The sequence below is a fragment of the Pectobacterium aroidearum genome (assembly GCF_015689195.1).
GTDB lineage: Bacteria > Pseudomonadota > Gammaproteobacteria > Enterobacterales > Enterobacteriaceae > Pectobacterium > Pectobacterium aroidearum.
In genome coordinates, this window is record NZ_CP065044.1 from 3,865,641 (window position 1) to 3,881,051 (window position 15,411).

General features: G+C 51.9%; 15 protein-coding genes. 7 read left to right on the forward strand and 8 right to left on the reverse strand.

Annotation, left to right across the window (positions count from 1 at the left end; all coding sequences use genetic code 11):
• Positions 1 to 28: 28 nt before the first annotated feature.
• The 4 genes from frr to rpsB form a co-directional block, all read right to left on the reverse strand.
• On the reverse strand, positions 29 to 586 hold the full coding sequence (gene frr / locus I2D83_RS17240; RefSeq protein ID WP_012773632.1) for a ribosome recycling factor: 558 nt from the start codon (positions 584 to 586) through the stop codon (positions 29 to 31).
• A 125-nt stretch (positions 587 to 711) separates the two neighbouring features.
• A complete protein-coding gene (gene pyrH / locus I2D83_RS17245) occupies positions 712 to 1,437 on the reverse strand; it encodes a UMP kinase (RefSeq protein WP_012773631.1) in 726 nt (241 codons plus the stop codon).
• Positions 1,438 to 1,594: 157 nt separating this feature from the next.
• The gene (tsf, locus tag I2D83_RS17250) at positions 1,595 to 2,446 is read right to left on the reverse strand and encodes a translation elongation factor Ts (RefSeq protein WP_012773630.1); all 852 of its coding nucleotides are present in this window, start codon (positions 2,444 to 2,446) and stop codon (positions 1,595 to 1,597) included.
• Positions 2,447 to 2,580: 134 nt separating this feature from the next.
• Positions 2,581 to 3,306: a 30S ribosomal protein S2 gene (rpsB, locus tag I2D83_RS17255; protein WP_010284816.1), complete on the reverse strand. Its 726-nt coding sequence runs from the start codon at positions 3,304 to 3,306 to the stop codon at positions 2,581 to 2,583.
• Positions 3,307 to 3,651: 345 nt separating this feature from the next.
• On the opposite strand from rpsB, the gene map reads away from it, so the two are divergent.
• From map to I2D83_RS17275, 4 genes are all read left to right on the forward strand, one after another.
• Positions 3,652 to 4,446 (forward strand): type I methionyl aminopeptidase, encoded by a 795-nt coding sequence (gene map, locus I2D83_RS17260; protein WP_012773629.1) that lies wholly within the window; start codon positions 3,652 to 3,654, stop codon positions 4,444 to 4,446.
• 40 nt (positions 4,447 to 4,486) lie between these two features.
• Entirely contained in the window at positions 4,487 to 7,201 is a 2,715-nt protein-coding gene (gene glnD / locus I2D83_RS17265; RefSeq protein WP_205946979.1) for a bifunctional uridylyltransferase/uridylyl-removing protein GlnD, read from the forward strand.
• Between the two features lie 28 nt (positions 7,202 to 7,229).
• On the forward strand, positions 7,230 to 8,057 hold the full coding sequence (dapD, locus tag I2D83_RS17270; RefSeq protein ID WP_012773627.1) for a 2,3,4,5-tetrahydropyridine-2,6-dicarboxylate N-succinyltransferase: 828 nt from the start codon (positions 7,230 to 7,232) through the stop codon (positions 8,055 to 8,057).
• A gap of 278 nt (positions 8,058 to 8,335) precedes the next feature.
• Positions 8,336 to 8,725, forward strand: a complete 390-nt coding sequence (locus tag I2D83_RS17275; protein ID WP_010284811.1) for a DUF3461 family protein — start codon at positions 8,336 to 8,338, stop codon at positions 8,723 to 8,725.
• 74 nt (positions 8,726 to 8,799) lie between these two features.
• On the opposite strand, the gene I2D83_RS17280 is transcribed toward I2D83_RS17275, so the two are convergent.
• The 4 genes from I2D83_RS17280 to syd all read right to left on the reverse strand — a co-directional run bounded on the left by I2D83_RS17280 (position 8,800) and on the right by syd (position 11,793).
• The gene (locus I2D83_RS17280) at positions 8,800 to 9,255 is read right to left on the reverse strand and encodes a flavodoxin (protein ID WP_012773626.1); all 456 of its coding nucleotides are present in this window, start codon (positions 9,253 to 9,255) and stop codon (positions 8,800 to 8,802) included.
• Positions 9,256 to 9,333: 78 nt separating this feature from the next.
• Positions 9,334 to 10,119, reverse strand: a complete 786-nt coding sequence (gene truC, locus I2D83_RS17285) for a tRNA pseudouridine(65) synthase TruC (RefSeq protein ID WP_043881888.1) — start codon at positions 10,117 to 10,119, stop codon at positions 9,334 to 9,336.
• On the reverse strand, positions 10,112 to 10,462 hold the full coding sequence (locus I2D83_RS17290) for a YqcC family protein (RefSeq protein WP_012773624.1): 351 nt from the start codon (positions 10,460 to 10,462) through the stop codon (positions 10,112 to 10,114). The genes truC and I2D83_RS17290 overlap by 8 nt, the downstream gene beginning before the upstream one ends.
• Positions 10,463 to 11,244: 782 nt before the next feature.
• Positions 11,245 to 11,793 (reverse strand): SecY-interacting protein, encoded by a 549-nt coding sequence (gene syd, locus I2D83_RS17295; RefSeq protein ID WP_012773623.1) that lies wholly within the window; start codon positions 11,791 to 11,793, stop codon positions 11,245 to 11,247.
• Positions 11,794 to 11,863: 70 nt separating this feature from the next.
• Here syd and queF point away from each other — a divergent pair, with 70 nt between their 5' ends.
• The 3 genes from queF (at position 11,864) to xni (ending at position 15,358) form a co-directional block, all read left to right on the forward strand.
• Positions 11,864 to 12,712 carry an NADPH-dependent 7-cyano-7-deazaguanine reductase QueF gene (gene queF, locus I2D83_RS17300; RefSeq protein ID WP_182099272.1) on the forward strand — a complete coding sequence of 283 codons (849 nt, stop codon included), beginning with the start codon at positions 11,864 to 11,866 and terminating at the stop codon, positions 12,710 to 12,712.
• Between the two features lie 418 nt (positions 12,713 to 13,130).
• Positions 13,131 to 14,495: a nucleotide 5'-monophosphate nucleosidase PpnN gene (ppnN, locus tag I2D83_RS17305; RefSeq protein ID WP_012773621.1), complete on the forward strand. Its 1,365-nt coding sequence runs from the start codon at positions 13,131 to 13,133 to the stop codon at positions 14,493 to 14,495.
• A gap of 80 nt (positions 14,496 to 14,575) precedes the next feature.
• On the forward strand, positions 14,576 to 15,358 hold the full coding sequence (gene xni, locus I2D83_RS17310; protein ID WP_012773620.1) for a flap endonuclease Xni: 783 nt from the start codon (positions 14,576 to 14,578) through the stop codon (positions 15,356 to 15,358).
• Positions 15,359 to 15,411: the final 53 nt, after the last annotated feature.

Consider the following 15,411-nt stretch of genomic DNA (forward strand, 5'->3'; position numbering starts at 1 on the left):
TCCTGCGACGCAATATCTAACAGGCTGATTAGAACTCCATCAGCTCCGCTTCTTTTTCTGCCAGTGCTGTATCTACTTTCTTGATGAAGTTGTCAGTCAGTTTCTGCACGTCGTCCTGTGCGCGACGTTCTTCATCTTCGCTGATCGCTTTATCTTTCAACAGCGCTTTCAGTTTATCGTTAGCATCACGGCGCACGTTGCGTACAGAAACACGGCCCTGCTCTGCTTCACCACGGACGACCTTGATCAGATCTTTACGGCGTTCTTCTGTCAGAGGTGGCAACGGAACACGGATTACTGTGCCAGCAGAAGACGGATTCAATCCAAGATCGGAAGCCATGATCGCTTTCTCAACCGCCGGGCCAAGCGTACGATCGAATACCGTGATCGCCAGCGTGCGGGAATCTTCTACGACAACGTTAGCAACCTGACGCAGTGGCGTTGCGCTGCCATAGTATTCAACCTGGATGCCATCGAGAATGCTAGGCGATGCACGGCCGGTGCGGATTTTGCTGATCTGGTTTTTAAACGCTTCAACACATTTGTCCATGCGCGTTTCAGCATCTTTTCTGATTTCATTAGTCACGTTGTGAACCCTTGAAAACTGGTTGCCTGGCGGACCATGTCAGGACACGATCCGGTGAATAATTAATGCCAGCGCTCGGCTGACGTATGGAGCAATACTGACAATATATTACCCCATAATTGACGTTACTGGCTGATTAACGTCCCTTCTTTTTCACCCATGACAACACGACGCAGTGCGCCCGGTTTGTTCATGTTGAAAACACGGATCGGCAAATTATGGTCACGCGCCAGCGTGAACGCAGCAAGATCCATCACTTTCAGTTCACGTTCTAACACTTCCTGATAGGTCAGTGAATCGTATAACGTTGCTGAAGGATCTTTTACCGGATCGGCAGAATAGACGCCATCGACCTTGGTCGCTTTCAATACGACATCCGCTTCAATCTCGATGCCGCGCAGGCAAGCTGCAGAATCCGTGGTAAAGAAAGGGTTACCTGTTCCGGCGGAGAAAATCACCACGCGATTATTACGCAGCAGGCTGATCGCTTCCGCCCAACTGTAGTTATCACAGACGCCATTCAGGGGAATCGCAGACATCAGGCGAGCGTTCACATAGGCACGGTGCAACGCATCACGCATTGCCAGACCATTCATGACGGTCGCCAGCATTCCCATGTGGTCGCCCACAACGCGGTTCATACCCGCTTTAGCCAGACCCGCGCCACGAAACAGGTTACCACCGCCGATAACCACACCGACCTGAATGCCTAACTCAACCAGTTCTTTCACTTCCTGAGCCATGCGATCCAGAATGCTCGCATCGATACCAAAACCTTCAGTTCCCTGTAAAGCTTCGCCACTGAGCTTCAGCAGGATTCGTTGATAGACGGGTTTTGCATTGGTTGCCATGGTGTTCTTATCCTACAGGCTGTCGTCGTATTGGGGGGTTGTAAACATCAAAACTGTTCCACCCGACTCCCTATCTGAATGCAGGAAGCCAAGCGAACTAAAACTATTGGGGCTGGATAAAAAGGAACCGCCAACTGGCGGCTCTTTTTTTTACTGATTAAGACTGCTTACTCATCGCTGCAACTTCAGCAGCAAAGTCAGTCTCAACTTTCTCAATACCTTCACCCACTTCGAAACGGATGAAGTTAGTCACGTCAGCATTGTGCTCTTTCAGCAGCTGACCAACAGATTTGGCTGGATCCATAACGAAAGGTTGACCAGTCAGAGAAACTTCGCCGGTGAATTTCTTCATACGGCCTTCAACCATTTTCTCTGCGATTTCTTTCGGCTTGCCAGACTGCATCGCGATTTCCAACTGAACCTGGTACTCTTTATCTACCACTTCAGCAGACACGTCTTCAGGCTTAACGAATTCAGGTTTGCTTGCAGCAACGTGCATAGCAAGGTGTTTAACCAGCTCTTCGTCAGCGCCTTTAGCAGCAACCAGAACACCGATGCGCGCACCGTGCTGGTAGTTACCCAGAACTTCGCCTTCCAGAGCAGAAACACGACGAATGTTGATGTTCTCACCGATTTTCGCAACCAGCGCAACACGCTCTTCTTCGAACTGTGCTTTCAGCACGTCAACATCAGTGATTTTGCCTGCAACTGCAGCGTCCAGCACTTTGTCAGCAAATGCCTGGAAACCACCATCTTTAGCAACGAAGTCGGTCTGGCAGTTAACTTCCAGAATCACAGCGTAGTTACCGTCGATCTTAGTCTTGATTACGCCATCAGCAGCAACGTTACCTGCTTTCTTCGCCGCTTTGATCGCGCCGGATTTACGCATGTTTTCGATTGCCAGCTCGATGTCGCCGTTAGCTTCAACCAGCGCTTTCTTACATTCCATCATGCCCGCAGCGGTACGCTCACGCAGCTCTTTTACCAGGGATGCGGTAATTTCAGCCATTCTAAAATCCTCGGAAGATTTGTTCTGCCCGGTCGTCACGACCAAACAGCTTTAAAAGTGAAAAAGGGGCCATAAAAAGGCCCCTAACCAAACTAGTACTACCTGGTTAATAAGGGCTCAGCGAGCCAGACTTATTATTCAGCTTCTACTAAGCCTTCTTCTGCCTGCACAGCCAGATCCTGAGAACGGCCTTCGCGGACAGCAGTAGCAACAGCGCTCAGGTACAGGCTAACTGCACGGATTGCGTCATCGTTACCAGGGATGATGTAGTCAACGCCATCTGGATCGGAGTTGGTATCAACCACTGCGAATACCGGAATACCCAGGTTGTTAGCTTCTTTGATTGCGATGTGCTCGTGATCGGCGTCGATAACGAACAGCGCGTCTGGCAGACCGCCCATATCTTTGATACCGCCCAGGCTGTTTTCCAGCTTGTCCAGTTCACGAGTGCGCATCAGCGCCTCTTTTTTGGTCAGCTTGTCGAACGTGCCGTCTTGAGATTGGGTTTCCAGATCTTTCAAACGTTTGATGGACTGACGAACGGTTTTCCAGTTAGTCAGCATACCGCCCAACCAACGATGGTTCACGAAGAACTGATCGCAGTTGTTGGCTGCATCTTTTACCGCTTCGCTTGCTGCGCGCTTAGTACCAACGAACAGAATTTTGCCTTTGCGAGAAGCAATTTTGCTCAGTTCAGCCAGAGCGTCGTTGAACATTGGTACAGTTTTTTCAAGGTTGATGATGTGAACTTTGTTACGCGCACCGAAGATGAATGGCTTCATTTTCGGGTTCCAGTAACGGGTCTGGTGACCAAAGTGTACGCCAGCCTTGAGCATATCGCGCATGGAAACAGTTGCCATGATTACCTCTATTAATTAAGTATGGGGTTATGCCTCCACATGTCCCATTGCGCCGACCCCATCCGGTGAAACACCTCAGGAGCACCCCGGCGAACGTGCCGACATGTGTGTGTTATTTACACAAAGTGAGTTTAGTCGATGTGGTTGGGTACCGTATAACTGATAACCAGCCGGATCATCGGCGCGCTTTATACCATAAATCCCCCTACGACACCAACATTTGTTATTCATTAGTCCACGAATCAGAATGATAGTTTGGCAAGCCAGCGGCATGACTGGTAACATAAGTTATTAGTTATTCATCTTAATTCTCGTGTCTTAAATGGCACCTGCGGACAACCACCAATGGCAATTTCAATTAAAACTCCTGAAGACATCGAAAAAATGCGCGTCGCTGGCCGTCTGGCTGCCGAAGTCCTGGAAATCATCGAACCCCACGTGGTGCCGGGCGTGAGTACTGCTGAATTAGACAGAATCTGCCACGATCACATCACCAACAAGCAGCAGGCCATTTCTGCTTGCCTGGGCTACCACGGCTTCCCGAAATCCGTCTGCATCTCTATCAATGAAGTGGTATGCCACGGAATTCCTAGCGACGAGCGTATTTTAAAAGATGGCGATATCGTCAATATCGACGTCACTGTCATCAAAGACGGCTTCCACGGTGATACATCAAAAATGTTCATCGCTGGTAAACCAACTATTCTGGGCGAGCGCCTCTGCCGCATCACGCAGGAAAGCCTCTATCTGGCGCTGAAAATGGTTAAACCTGGTATTCGCCTGCGCACGCTGGGCAAAGCGATCCAGCAGTTTGCAGAAGGGAATAACTTCTCCGTAGTGCGTGAGTATTGCGGTCACGGTATCGGCAAGGGTTTCCACGAAGAACCACAGGTTCTGCACTACGATGCGGATGACGGCGGCGTGGTGCTGCAGGCGGGTATGGCATTTACCATCGAGCCGATGCTCAATGCTGGTGATTTCCGTATTCGTACGATGAAAGACGGCTGGACGGTAAAAACCAAAGATCGCAGCTTGTCGGCGCAGTACGAGCATACTATTGTGGTAACCGATAACGGCTGCGAAATAATGACGTTGCGAAAGGATGACACCATCCCCAACATCATCACGCATGAACAGTAAACACTAAGCCGGCAGATGCCGGCTTTTTTTGGGCTGCGCTATGACAGATAACCGCTTTTCGCCAGACAGTACGCCACCTGACGCGTCCTCACCAGACAGCCCTGTAGACACCATAGCATCCGCTCAGCTCCCCGCATCACCGCTGACCTACGCGGATGACATGCTGAACTGCCAGACGCTAAAACAGCAGTTGGAACTGTTTCAGCTTTGGCTCGGTTCAGAATTCCGCTCCGGCGTCAGCGCGGAAAAGCTCATTGATGCCAGAACCTTGTTCATCGATCGCCTGTTGCAGCGGCTGTGGTACTTCTACGGTTTTGAAAATATCGCCCAAACCTCTCTGGTCGCCGTAGGCGGATATGGCCGCGGTGAACTACACCCACTTTCTGATATCGACGTGCTGGTATTAAGCCAAACGGCGCTGAGTGAGGAACATTCCCAACGCGTCGGCCAATTCATCACCCTGCTGTGGGATCTGAAACTGGAAGTCGGTCATAGCGTCAGAACGCTGGAAGAGTGCTTACAGGAAGGGCGTGCCGATATTTCCGTCGCAACCAATCTGATCGAATCACGCATGATATGCGGCGACGTCGCCCTGTTTCTCACGCTGCAAAAACACGTATTCAGCGATGAGTTTTGGCCGTCATCCGCGTTTTTTCCGGCAAAAATCGCCGAACAACAGGAACGCCATCAACGCTATCACAGCACCAGCTACAATCTGGAGCCCGACATCAAGAGCAGCCCAGGCGGGCTACGCGATATTCACACGCTGCTGTGGGTCGCAAGACGCCACTTCGGCGCCACCTCGCTGAATGAGATGGTGGGGTTCGGCTTCCTGACAGAGGCAGAACGTAAAGAGCTGAACGAATGCCAAAGCTTTTTGTGGCGCATCCGTTTCGCTCTGCATCTGATCCTGCCGCGTTACGACAACCGGCTGCTGTTCGACAGGCAGCTTAACGTCGCACAGCTGTTGCAATATCAGGGCGAAGGCAACACGCCAGTAGAGCGCATGATGAAGGATTTCTACCGTATGACGCGTCGCGTCAGCGAGTTGAACCAGATGCTGTTGCAGCTCTTTGACGAAGCGATTCTGGCACTGGATGCGAGTGAGAAGCCTCGTCCGATTGACGATGAATTCCAGCTACGCGGGAATCTGGTGGATCTGCGTGATGAAAACCTGTTCATTAAAAAACCAGAAGCCATCATGCGCATGTTCTACCTGATGGTGCGTAACCGTGACATCAGCGGTATTTACTCCACCACGTTGCGCCAATTGCGCCATGCTCGTCGTCACCTCGCCAGCCCGCTCTGCACCATCCCGGAAGCACGTCAGCTATTCATGAATATTCTGCGCCACCCGCATGCGGTGAGCCGTGCGCTGCTGCCAATGCATCGCCACAGCGTGCTGTGGGCGTACATGCCGCTGTGGGGAAACATTGTCGGTCAGATGCAATTCGATCTGTTCCATGCTTATACGGTGGATGAGCACACGATTCGCGTCCTGCTCAAGCTGGAAAGCTTCGCCGACGAGGAAACGCGGCCACAGCATCCGCTGTGCGTAGAACTCTACCCTCGCCTGCCTCAGCCCGAATTATTGCTGCTGGCCGCCCTGTTCCACGATATTGCGAAAGGCCGCGGCGGCGATCACTCTGAGCTGGGTGCGCAGGACGTGCTGGAATTTGCCGCGCTACACGGGCTGAACTCACGCGAAGCACAACTGGTTTCCTGGCTGGTGCGCTGCCACCTGCTGATGTCCGTCACCGCCCAGCGTCGCGATATTCAGGATCCCACCGTCATTCAGCAATTTGCCACCGAAGTGCAAAGCGAAACCCGCCTGCGCTATCTGGTCAGCCTGACGGTTGCGGATATCTGCGCCACCAATGAAACGCTGTGGAATAGCTGGAAGCAAAGCCTGTTGCGTGAACTCTATTTCGCGACGGAGAAACAGCTGCGCCGTGGCATGCAAAATACGCCAGATTTACGCGAACGCGTCCGACACCACCGCTTGCAGGCGCTAGCATTGCTGCGTATGGATAACATTGATGAAGAAGCGTTGCACCACATCTGGAGCCGCTGTCGAGCTGATTATTTCCTACGCCACTCGCCAAACCAGCTTGCCTGGCACGCGCGTCACTTGCTGGAGCATGATGTCAACAAACCGCTGGTGCTGATCAGCCATCAAGCCAGCCGCGGCGGTACAGAGATCTTTATCTGGAGCCCAGATCGACCCTATCTTTTCGCGGCGGTCGCCGGCGAGTTAGATCGACGTAACCTCAGCGTGCACGACGCGCAGATTTTTACCAGCCGTGACGGCATGGCGATGGATACGTTTATCGTACTGGAACCCGACGGCAGCCCTCTGGCGCAGGATCGGCATGAAATGATACGCCACGCGCTGGAACAGGCGCTGACACAGCGGCATTATCAACACCCACGCGTACGCCGACCGTCGCCTAAGCTGCGCCACTTTAGTGTGCCAACAGAAGTCAACTTCCTGCCGACACATACGGACAGACGCAGCTATATGGAGCTTAGCGCGCTCGATCAACCGGGGCTGCTGGCACGTATTGGTGAGATTTTTGCCGATCTCAACCTGTCGCTGCACGGCGCACGCATTTCTACGATCGGCGAACGGGTGGAAGATCTTTTCATTCTGGCCGACAGCGACAGACGGGCATTAAAGCCGGAATTGCGCCTTAAATTGCAAGAACGGTTGACAGAAGCCCTTAACCCAAACGATAAAGTACCATTGAGTTAATTTTTACAATCAGGAAAGAGAAATCAGGATGCACCAACAACTACAGAACATCATTGAGACGGCTTTCGAGCGCCGCGCTGAAATCACTCCGGCAAACGCAGATACCGTTACGCGTGAAGCCGTCAATCAGGCTATCAGCCTGCTGGATAGCGGCGCCCTGCGCGTTGCAGAGAAAATCGACGGCCAGTGGGTTACCCATCAGTGGCTGAAGAAAGCCGTACTGCTCTCTTTCCGTATTAACGACAACCAGGTGATGGAAGGTTCGGAAACGCGTTATTACGACAAAGTGCCGATGAAGTTTGCGAACTATGACGAAGCCCGCTTCCAACGTGAAGGGTTCCGTGTAGTGCCACCAGCAAGCGTGCGTCAGGGTGCGTTTATTGCTCGTAATACCGTACTGATGCCGTCTTACGTCAACATCGGTGCTTACGTTGATGAAGGCTCAATGGTGGATACCTGGGCAACCGTTGGTTCTTGTGCCCAGATCGGTAAAAACGTTCACCTGTCCGGCGGCGTAGGCATCGGCGGTGTTCTGGAGCCGCTGCAGGCGAACCCAACCATCATCGAAGACAACTGCTTCATCGGCGCACGTTCTGAAGTGGTAGAAGGCGTGATCGTGGAAGAAGGCTCCGTTATCTCCATGGGCGTGTTCATCGGCCAAAGCACCCGCATTTACGATCGTGAAACTGGCGAAATCCACTATGGTCGCGTACCGGCTGGCTCCGTTGTGGTTTCCGGCAACCTGCCGTCCAAAGATGGTAGCTACAGCCTGTACTGTGCCGTTATTGTGAAGAAAGTGGATGCGAAAACCCGCGGCAAAGTGGGTATCAATGAGTTATTACGCACCATCGACTAAACTAGAAACGGCGGGTTAATCACCCGCCGTTTTTTTATGCACGAACGATAAGTTATTTATATGTTCCCTAAATACTTCGGTATGGCGGGTATACCCTAAATAATTCGAGTTGCAGGAAGGCGGCAAGAGAAGGAGTCCCGATGAGCTTACTCAAGTAAGTGATTCGGGTGACTGAACGCAGCCAACGCACATGCAGCTTGAAGTATGACGAGTATAAACAGCGTAGGTTCTCGCTGGCATAATAATCAGGACTCTATAGAAACCGAGAAGGTGACGCTATGTATGACAATCTAAAAAGCCTGGGCATTACCAATCCCGATGATATCGATCGCTATAGCCTGCGTCAGGAAGCGAACAACGACATCCTGAAGATCTATTTTCGTAAAGATAAGGGAGAATTTTTCGCCAAAAGCGTGAAATTCAAATATCCACGTCAGCGTAAGACCATCGTGGCAGACAACAGCGGGCAGGGCTATAAAGAGATCAACGAGATCAGCCCAAATCTGCGCTATGTGATTGATGAGTTAGACAAGATCTGCCAACAGGAACAGGTTGAAGTCGATCTGAAACGCAAAATCCTTGATGATCTGCGTCATCTGGAAAGCGTCGTTTCCAACAAGATTACCGAAATCGAAGCGGATTTAGAGAAGCTGACCAAGAATCGCTAAAACACGATCATCGCTAACAGGCCGCAACGAAAACGGGAGCACGACTGGCTCCCGTTTCTCATTTCAATACGGCATTACTGCGCATCAACCAGGTCTGCCCATCCTTCAACCCACGGACATGAAATCACTTCCGGTTCAGGATGTTCGACGGCATCAATGTCCAAAACATCTCCCAGACGCTTAGCACCGATTTCCTGCAATAGCGCATCGAAAAGATGCCCACCCGCGCAGAAATTCGGGTAACTGCTGTCACCCAACGCGATCACGCCATAGCGCAGCGCAGGCTGGTAACCGCCTTTATCACGCAGTGCGGCGTAAAGTGGAACGATAGAATCAGGTAGTTGGCCTTGTCCCGTCGTCGACGTTACAACTAAAACCGTCTGCTCGCGATAGTCCAGCCAGGATTCCAGCGTCGCATCTTCAAAGACTTTAACCTCATGGCCACGCTCCCTGAGGATATTTTCGGCTTCTTCGGCCACCAGCAATGCATTCCCGTAGACCGTACCAACAAAAATACCAATCTGCGCCATGCTTCTGACTCCCTTTTGAATTCGATGTGTTTGATATAAAAGCTATACAAAAGCTATATAAAAGTAATGCGGCAGATATTACCCGATGAAATGCTCGCTATCCTGCCCCGAGTCAGCGGGAAACTCAACCCCTTCAAAATCAGGGAGAATGCCCTGCCAGCCAAACTGAGTCATCACGCCCTGCCACGGCGCATCCCAGCGAGCTTGCAACGTCAAGGGCTGTCCGCTCACTGGATGATTCAGTTGCAGTTCGCTGGCATGCAGCATAAGTCTACCGCAGGAGAAATGCGTCTCCATGCCGCGGTTGTGTCGCAGGTCACCGTGCGCGGTATCGCCGATAATGGGATGACGAAGGTGTGACATATGGCGACGGAGCTGATGCTTACGCCCGGTCTGCGGTTTCAGTTCCATCAGACTGTAGCGTGCCGTTGGGTAACGACCGATGGCAACCGGCATTTCGACCTGCGCCAAAGAACGATAATGTGTGACAGCAGGCTGCGGCGCCTTATCAGGATTAGTGAACTTGTCGGCGATCTTGTCCAGCTCTTCGGTGAGTGCATAGTCGATCACGCCGTCATCCAGCACATAGCCCCGTACAACGGCATGATACATTTTCTGCATCTGGTGTGATTCAAACTGCTGGGATAGCGCACGCGCCACCTCGCTGGACAACGCGAGCAGCAACACGCCGGATGTCGGCCTGTCGAGACGATGAACGGTATACACGTGCTGGCCGATCTGATCGCGCACGGTCTGCATCACCACGACCTTTTCTTTGCGATCCAGCCAGCTACGGTGGACTAACCAGCCGCTGGGTTTATTGACGGCGACCAGATGCTCATCCTGATAAATAATCTCAAGCATCGTGTACTGCGCCATCCTGTGCATCCGGGCGGAACAGTTCATCAAGCAGCCCGATACGCAACAGGATCGCCGCCGTCTCTTCTGGCGTGCCTTCCAGCGCTTCTTCAAAATAGGGAAGTAAAGCCAGCTCAGCGGGCAGCGCTAATTCGCTATCCAACAAGGCATGCATGCGCGGCAAAAAGACCCACTGCAACCACTCTTCGGGTTTCATGGTATCCAGGCTGAAAGGCTCCGTGCTGTTAAACGCCTCATCTTCCGGCGGAACAACCTGCCAGAAAGGACTTTCTCTCAATGCGCGCTCAATATCGAATAATGACTGACGGACCTGATTCTCTCTACTCATGCGGTTTCTCGCCCTTGAAGCCAACAGTAATGGCGGCAAAGCATAGCATTGATATCAGCCTGACCCAATCGACACATGTTGACCACGCGCTATCACGGATCTCCAGACATTAGGCTGTCAGAGGCAAAAAAGTGGGGGTACTGATTGCTCAGTACCCCCGGTTCGTTTTATAGCTATCCCGCTACACATTTGCATCCCTGCTCATCCGTGAAAACTTTTCCTTTTTGGTCATCCTGACCCACAATCCTTGCTGGCGTCCCACTTTCTTCCTGACGTTTCCATCCTGTATCTTCCGTGATTCAATCCCTTTAGGCTCCTGCCCCACCGATATTCCTAATCGGCTCTCGGTCTCCTTCCTGGAGGTGTCCTTGATTTCATCCTGAAACCGTTTTTCTTCCTGAAAACTGCGCTTCTTCCTAAAACAGTGTTTATCCCTAAAACAGCGTTTCATCCTGAAACTGTGTCTCTTCCTGAAACAACGTTTCGTCCTGAAAACAACCCGAGTGCAGTAACGCTATTTTGTTACCGACAGTTACCGTCACACACACTGTAACCGGTTACTAACTTAAGTAATAAGATGTATTAATTGTCAGCTTTCGGCAAGGGGCAAGTGACAATGTTTCTCAACGCCCCTTAAGCAAGGTAGTGTATTTTTGTCGCAATTAGCTAATTAATAATGAAAAAATAAAAATGAAACATATTTTCAACATTAAAGATAAGACATTTCTTACAGCAAATGTAAGAGATCTCTCACAAAGCCGAAAGTGAAATTCGATTAACCATTAGACCGCTAACGGGTTAAGGCCAAACAGAAACGCTGCAAGCGTCGGTGCCAGGATCTGGCGCTTTTTCGTGCCGAATTCTTCCAGGATGATTTCACCGGAAATATTACACAACGACACCATTGTCATCTCAGAATCGGTCGTCGCCAGAAACAGCGTCGGCGTAAGCTTAAGGCGTTTCTGCGTTAACAAATGGCCAATCAGATTCTCCTGCATGCGGGTGAAATCGTCTTCACTCCACACCTGTAATAGCTGGCAAGACAGCGAATCGAACTGCGCCGCCATATCCCCGGCATATTGCGCGGTGTAAAAAGCATGGACATCAGGATGCAGGCTGATTTCCAGCGCACGCTCCACGCCATCCAATGCGGCTGCAGGAGCAAAAGGCTGTGGCGACCAGTAAACCGTATCCTCATGATTTTCGACAATACACGGGGAAGGTATACCGTAAAGCGCTTCACTGGCGGGCAAATGTCCCTTCTCCTGTTGCCAACAGTCAACATAGCGCTGGGTAAACGCCGCCAGCGCCGAAACGACCTCATGCTCCATAATTTTTCTCATCACTCTTTTAGTCAGGTTACACTATTCGCCATCACGCTTATCACATCAAGGTAACAGCATGTCCGTTTATGACAAGCACCAGGCCCTGAGCGGGCTGACATTGGGCAAACCCACTCCCTACCACGACCGCTATGATGCCGCCCTTCTGCAACCCGTGCCACGTAGCCTGAACCGCGATCCACTCGGCATTCATCCTGATAGCCTACCTTTTCATGGCGCAGATATCTGGACGCTCTACGAGCTTTCCTGGCTGAACAACCGTGGCGTGCCTCAGGTAGCCGTCGGTGAAATGCATCTCAATGCGGAAAGCCTGAATCTGATTGAATCAAAAAGTTTTAAGCTGTACCTGAACAGCTTTAATCAGACGACATTCGACAGTTGGGAGAGCGTACGCGCGACGTTAGCCAACGACCTGGCGCACTGTGCACAGGGGGACGTCATCATCACGCTTTTCAAACTCAGCGAGCTTGAAGGTCAGCCGCTAGCAGGATTCACCGGCGAATGCATCGACGATCAAGACATACAGATCGACAGCTACGACTTCAACGCCGACTATCTGGCGACAAACGAGCAGGACGCGCCTGTCGTTGAAGAAACGCTGGTCAGCCACCTGCTGAAATCCAACTGTTTGATCACCCATCAGCCCGACTGGGGCTCTGTACAGATCCACTATCGCGGCAAACGCATTAACCGTGAAGCACTGCTGCGCTACATTGTCTCGTTTCGTCATCATAACGAATTTCATGAACAGTGTGTGGAACGAATTTTTAACGACATCATGCGCTACTACCAGCCGGAAAAACTCAGCGTTTACGCCCGCTATACCCGACGCGGCGGGCTGGACATCAACCCGTGGCGCAGCAATACCGCGTTTAACGCGCCAAATGGACGCCTGCCGCGTCAGTAACTGACCGATAAGTCGCAGGCTTGCACGGTAAGATACCCTAAATAATTCGAGTTTCAGGACAAAGCGTTGGCATGTTAGGGCTGAGTATTTGAATGAAGCCAACGCACATGCAACTTAAAATATGACGGGTATATGCGTGGCGTCACGCAAGTTAGGCGAGAGACTGCTGCCAACATTGGAAAAAATGATGGCAGCGCGTTAAGGTGGTATGCCAGACAACAAAAGATCCATAACGTCTGAACGGTACTCAAGTAGGTTTCATTTAGGCTCGCGGCGTTTAGTGCCAGCACATCCCGCGTAGCTTCTTAGATGAATGACATTCGTGCCGTGTTGCTGAAGCGTCGAGCGTGTAGCAACGGAACGTGCTCTCGGCAGCCAGCATGGCATCGCGAATTATATTGCGTTTCAAGGAGCAAAATTGATTACACATATCAGCCCATTGGGATCGATGGATTTGTTATCGCAGTTGGAAGTCGACATGCTGAAAAGCACGGCCAGCAGCGATCTCTACCGTTTGTTTCGCAACTGTTCCCTCGCCGTACTGAATTCCGGTAGCCAGACAGATAACAGCAAAGAACTGCTGTCTCGTTATGAAGATTTTGATATCAACGTGCTGCGCCGCGAGCGCGGCGTCAAACTGGAACTGGTGAACCCGCCGGAAGACGCTTTCGTTGACGGCAATATCATTCGAGCCTTGCAGGCCAACCTGTTCGCCGTATTGCGCGACATTCTTTTCGTCAATGGTCAAATCGCCAGCGCGGGCCGCTATCAGAATCTGAATCTGGAAAATTCCGCCCATATTACCAATCTGGTGTTCTCTATTCTGCGTAATGCCAAGGCGCTCCACGTCGGGGAAGAACCGAATATGGTGGTTTGCTGGGGCGGCCATTCGATTAATGAAATCGAATACCTGTATGCCCGCAAGGTAGGTAGCCAGCTCGGCCTGCGTGAACTGAACATCTGTACGGGCTGCGGTCCGGGGGCGATGGAAGCGCCCATGAAAGGTGCCGCCGTCGGCCACGCACAGCAGCGCTATAAAGAAGGACGCTTCATCGGTATGACCGAGCCGTCCATCATTGCGGCCGAACCGCCAAATCCGCTGGTCAATGAACTGATCATCATGCCGGACATCGAAAAGCGTCTGGAAGCGTTTGTCCGTATCGGACACGGCATCATCATTTTCCCCGGCGGGGTCGGAACGGCGGAAGAGTTCCTTTACCTGCTAGGCATCATGATGAACCCGGAAAACAGCGAGCAGGTGTTGCCGATTATCCTGACCGGTCCGGAAGAAAGCGCAGACTATTTCCGCGTGCTGGACGAATTCATCGTTGGCACGCTGGGACGTCAGGCGCGTCGTTACTACTCAATCATCATTAATGACGCCGCAGAAGTCGCTCGTCAGATGAAGAAAGCGATGCCGCTGGTGAAAGAGAGCCGTCGCCACACCGGCGATGCATACAGCTTTAACTGGTCACTACGCATTGCGCCCGATCTGCAACTGCCTTTCGAGCCGACACATGAAAACATGGCCGATCTCAACCTGCACCCGAACCAGCCGGCTGAAGAGCTTGCAGCCGCACTGCGCCGGGCATTCTCCGGTATTGTGGCGGGTAATGTGAAAGAAGTTGGCATTCAGGCGATTGAGCAACGTGGGCCGTACAAAATTCATGGCGATCCGCAGATGATGAAAAGCATGGATACGCTGTTGCAGGGCTTTGTCGCACAGCAGCGCATGAAGCTGCCCGGCAGCGCCTATATCCCCTGCTACGAAATCTGCTCCTAACGGTTCACCGATCGCACCAACGCGGGGAAGCCTAGCTTCCCCCCCTCTTTATCACGGATAGCACTATCAGGGATTACGCGATGCCCGTCCATTTGCTGATTGTCGACGCGCTCAATCTGATACGTCGCATTCATGCGGTACAAGGTTCGCCCTGTATCACAGCATGCCAACATGCGCTGCATCAGCTCATACAAAACAGCCAGCCTACGCACGCGGTGGCCGTCTTTGATGATGAAGATCGCGATACAAGCTGGCGTCACCAACTCCTGCCTGACTACAAGGCGGGTCGTACGCCAATGCCGGACAATCTGAAACAGGAATTACCGCAAATTAAAGCGGCATTTGCCGCAGCAGGCGTAGCAAGCTGGCATAGCCCCGGCAATGAGGCCGACGATCTGGCGGCTACGCTAGCCACCAAGCTGTCATCAGCGGGTCATCAGGCAACGATTGTGTCGACCGATAAAGGATACTGCCAGCTATTAGCGCCACACATTCAGATCAGGGACTACTTCCAGAAGCGCTGGTTGGATCTGCCGTTTGTTGAACAGGAGTTTGGTGTGTCGCCGCAGCAGCTTACGGACTATTGGGGGCTTGCGGGCATTAGCAGCAGCAAAATACCGGGCGTCGCAGGTATCGGCCCTAAAAGCGCCGCACAACTATTGCAACAGGCAGGGAGTCTGGAAGCGCTCTATCAACAATTAGATGGCGTGCCAGAAAAGTGGCGTAAGAAGCTGGAACAACATAAAGAAATGGCGCTAGTCAGCCGTCAGATTGCCACACTGCGTACCGATTTAACGCTCAATGGCAATCTGCAACAGTTGAGGCTACCAGTGCAGAGTGTCGCCCAGTCGGATCCTCACTAGCGACACACATGAATATGGATGCGTACCCATTACCCCAGATACGCACCCACATG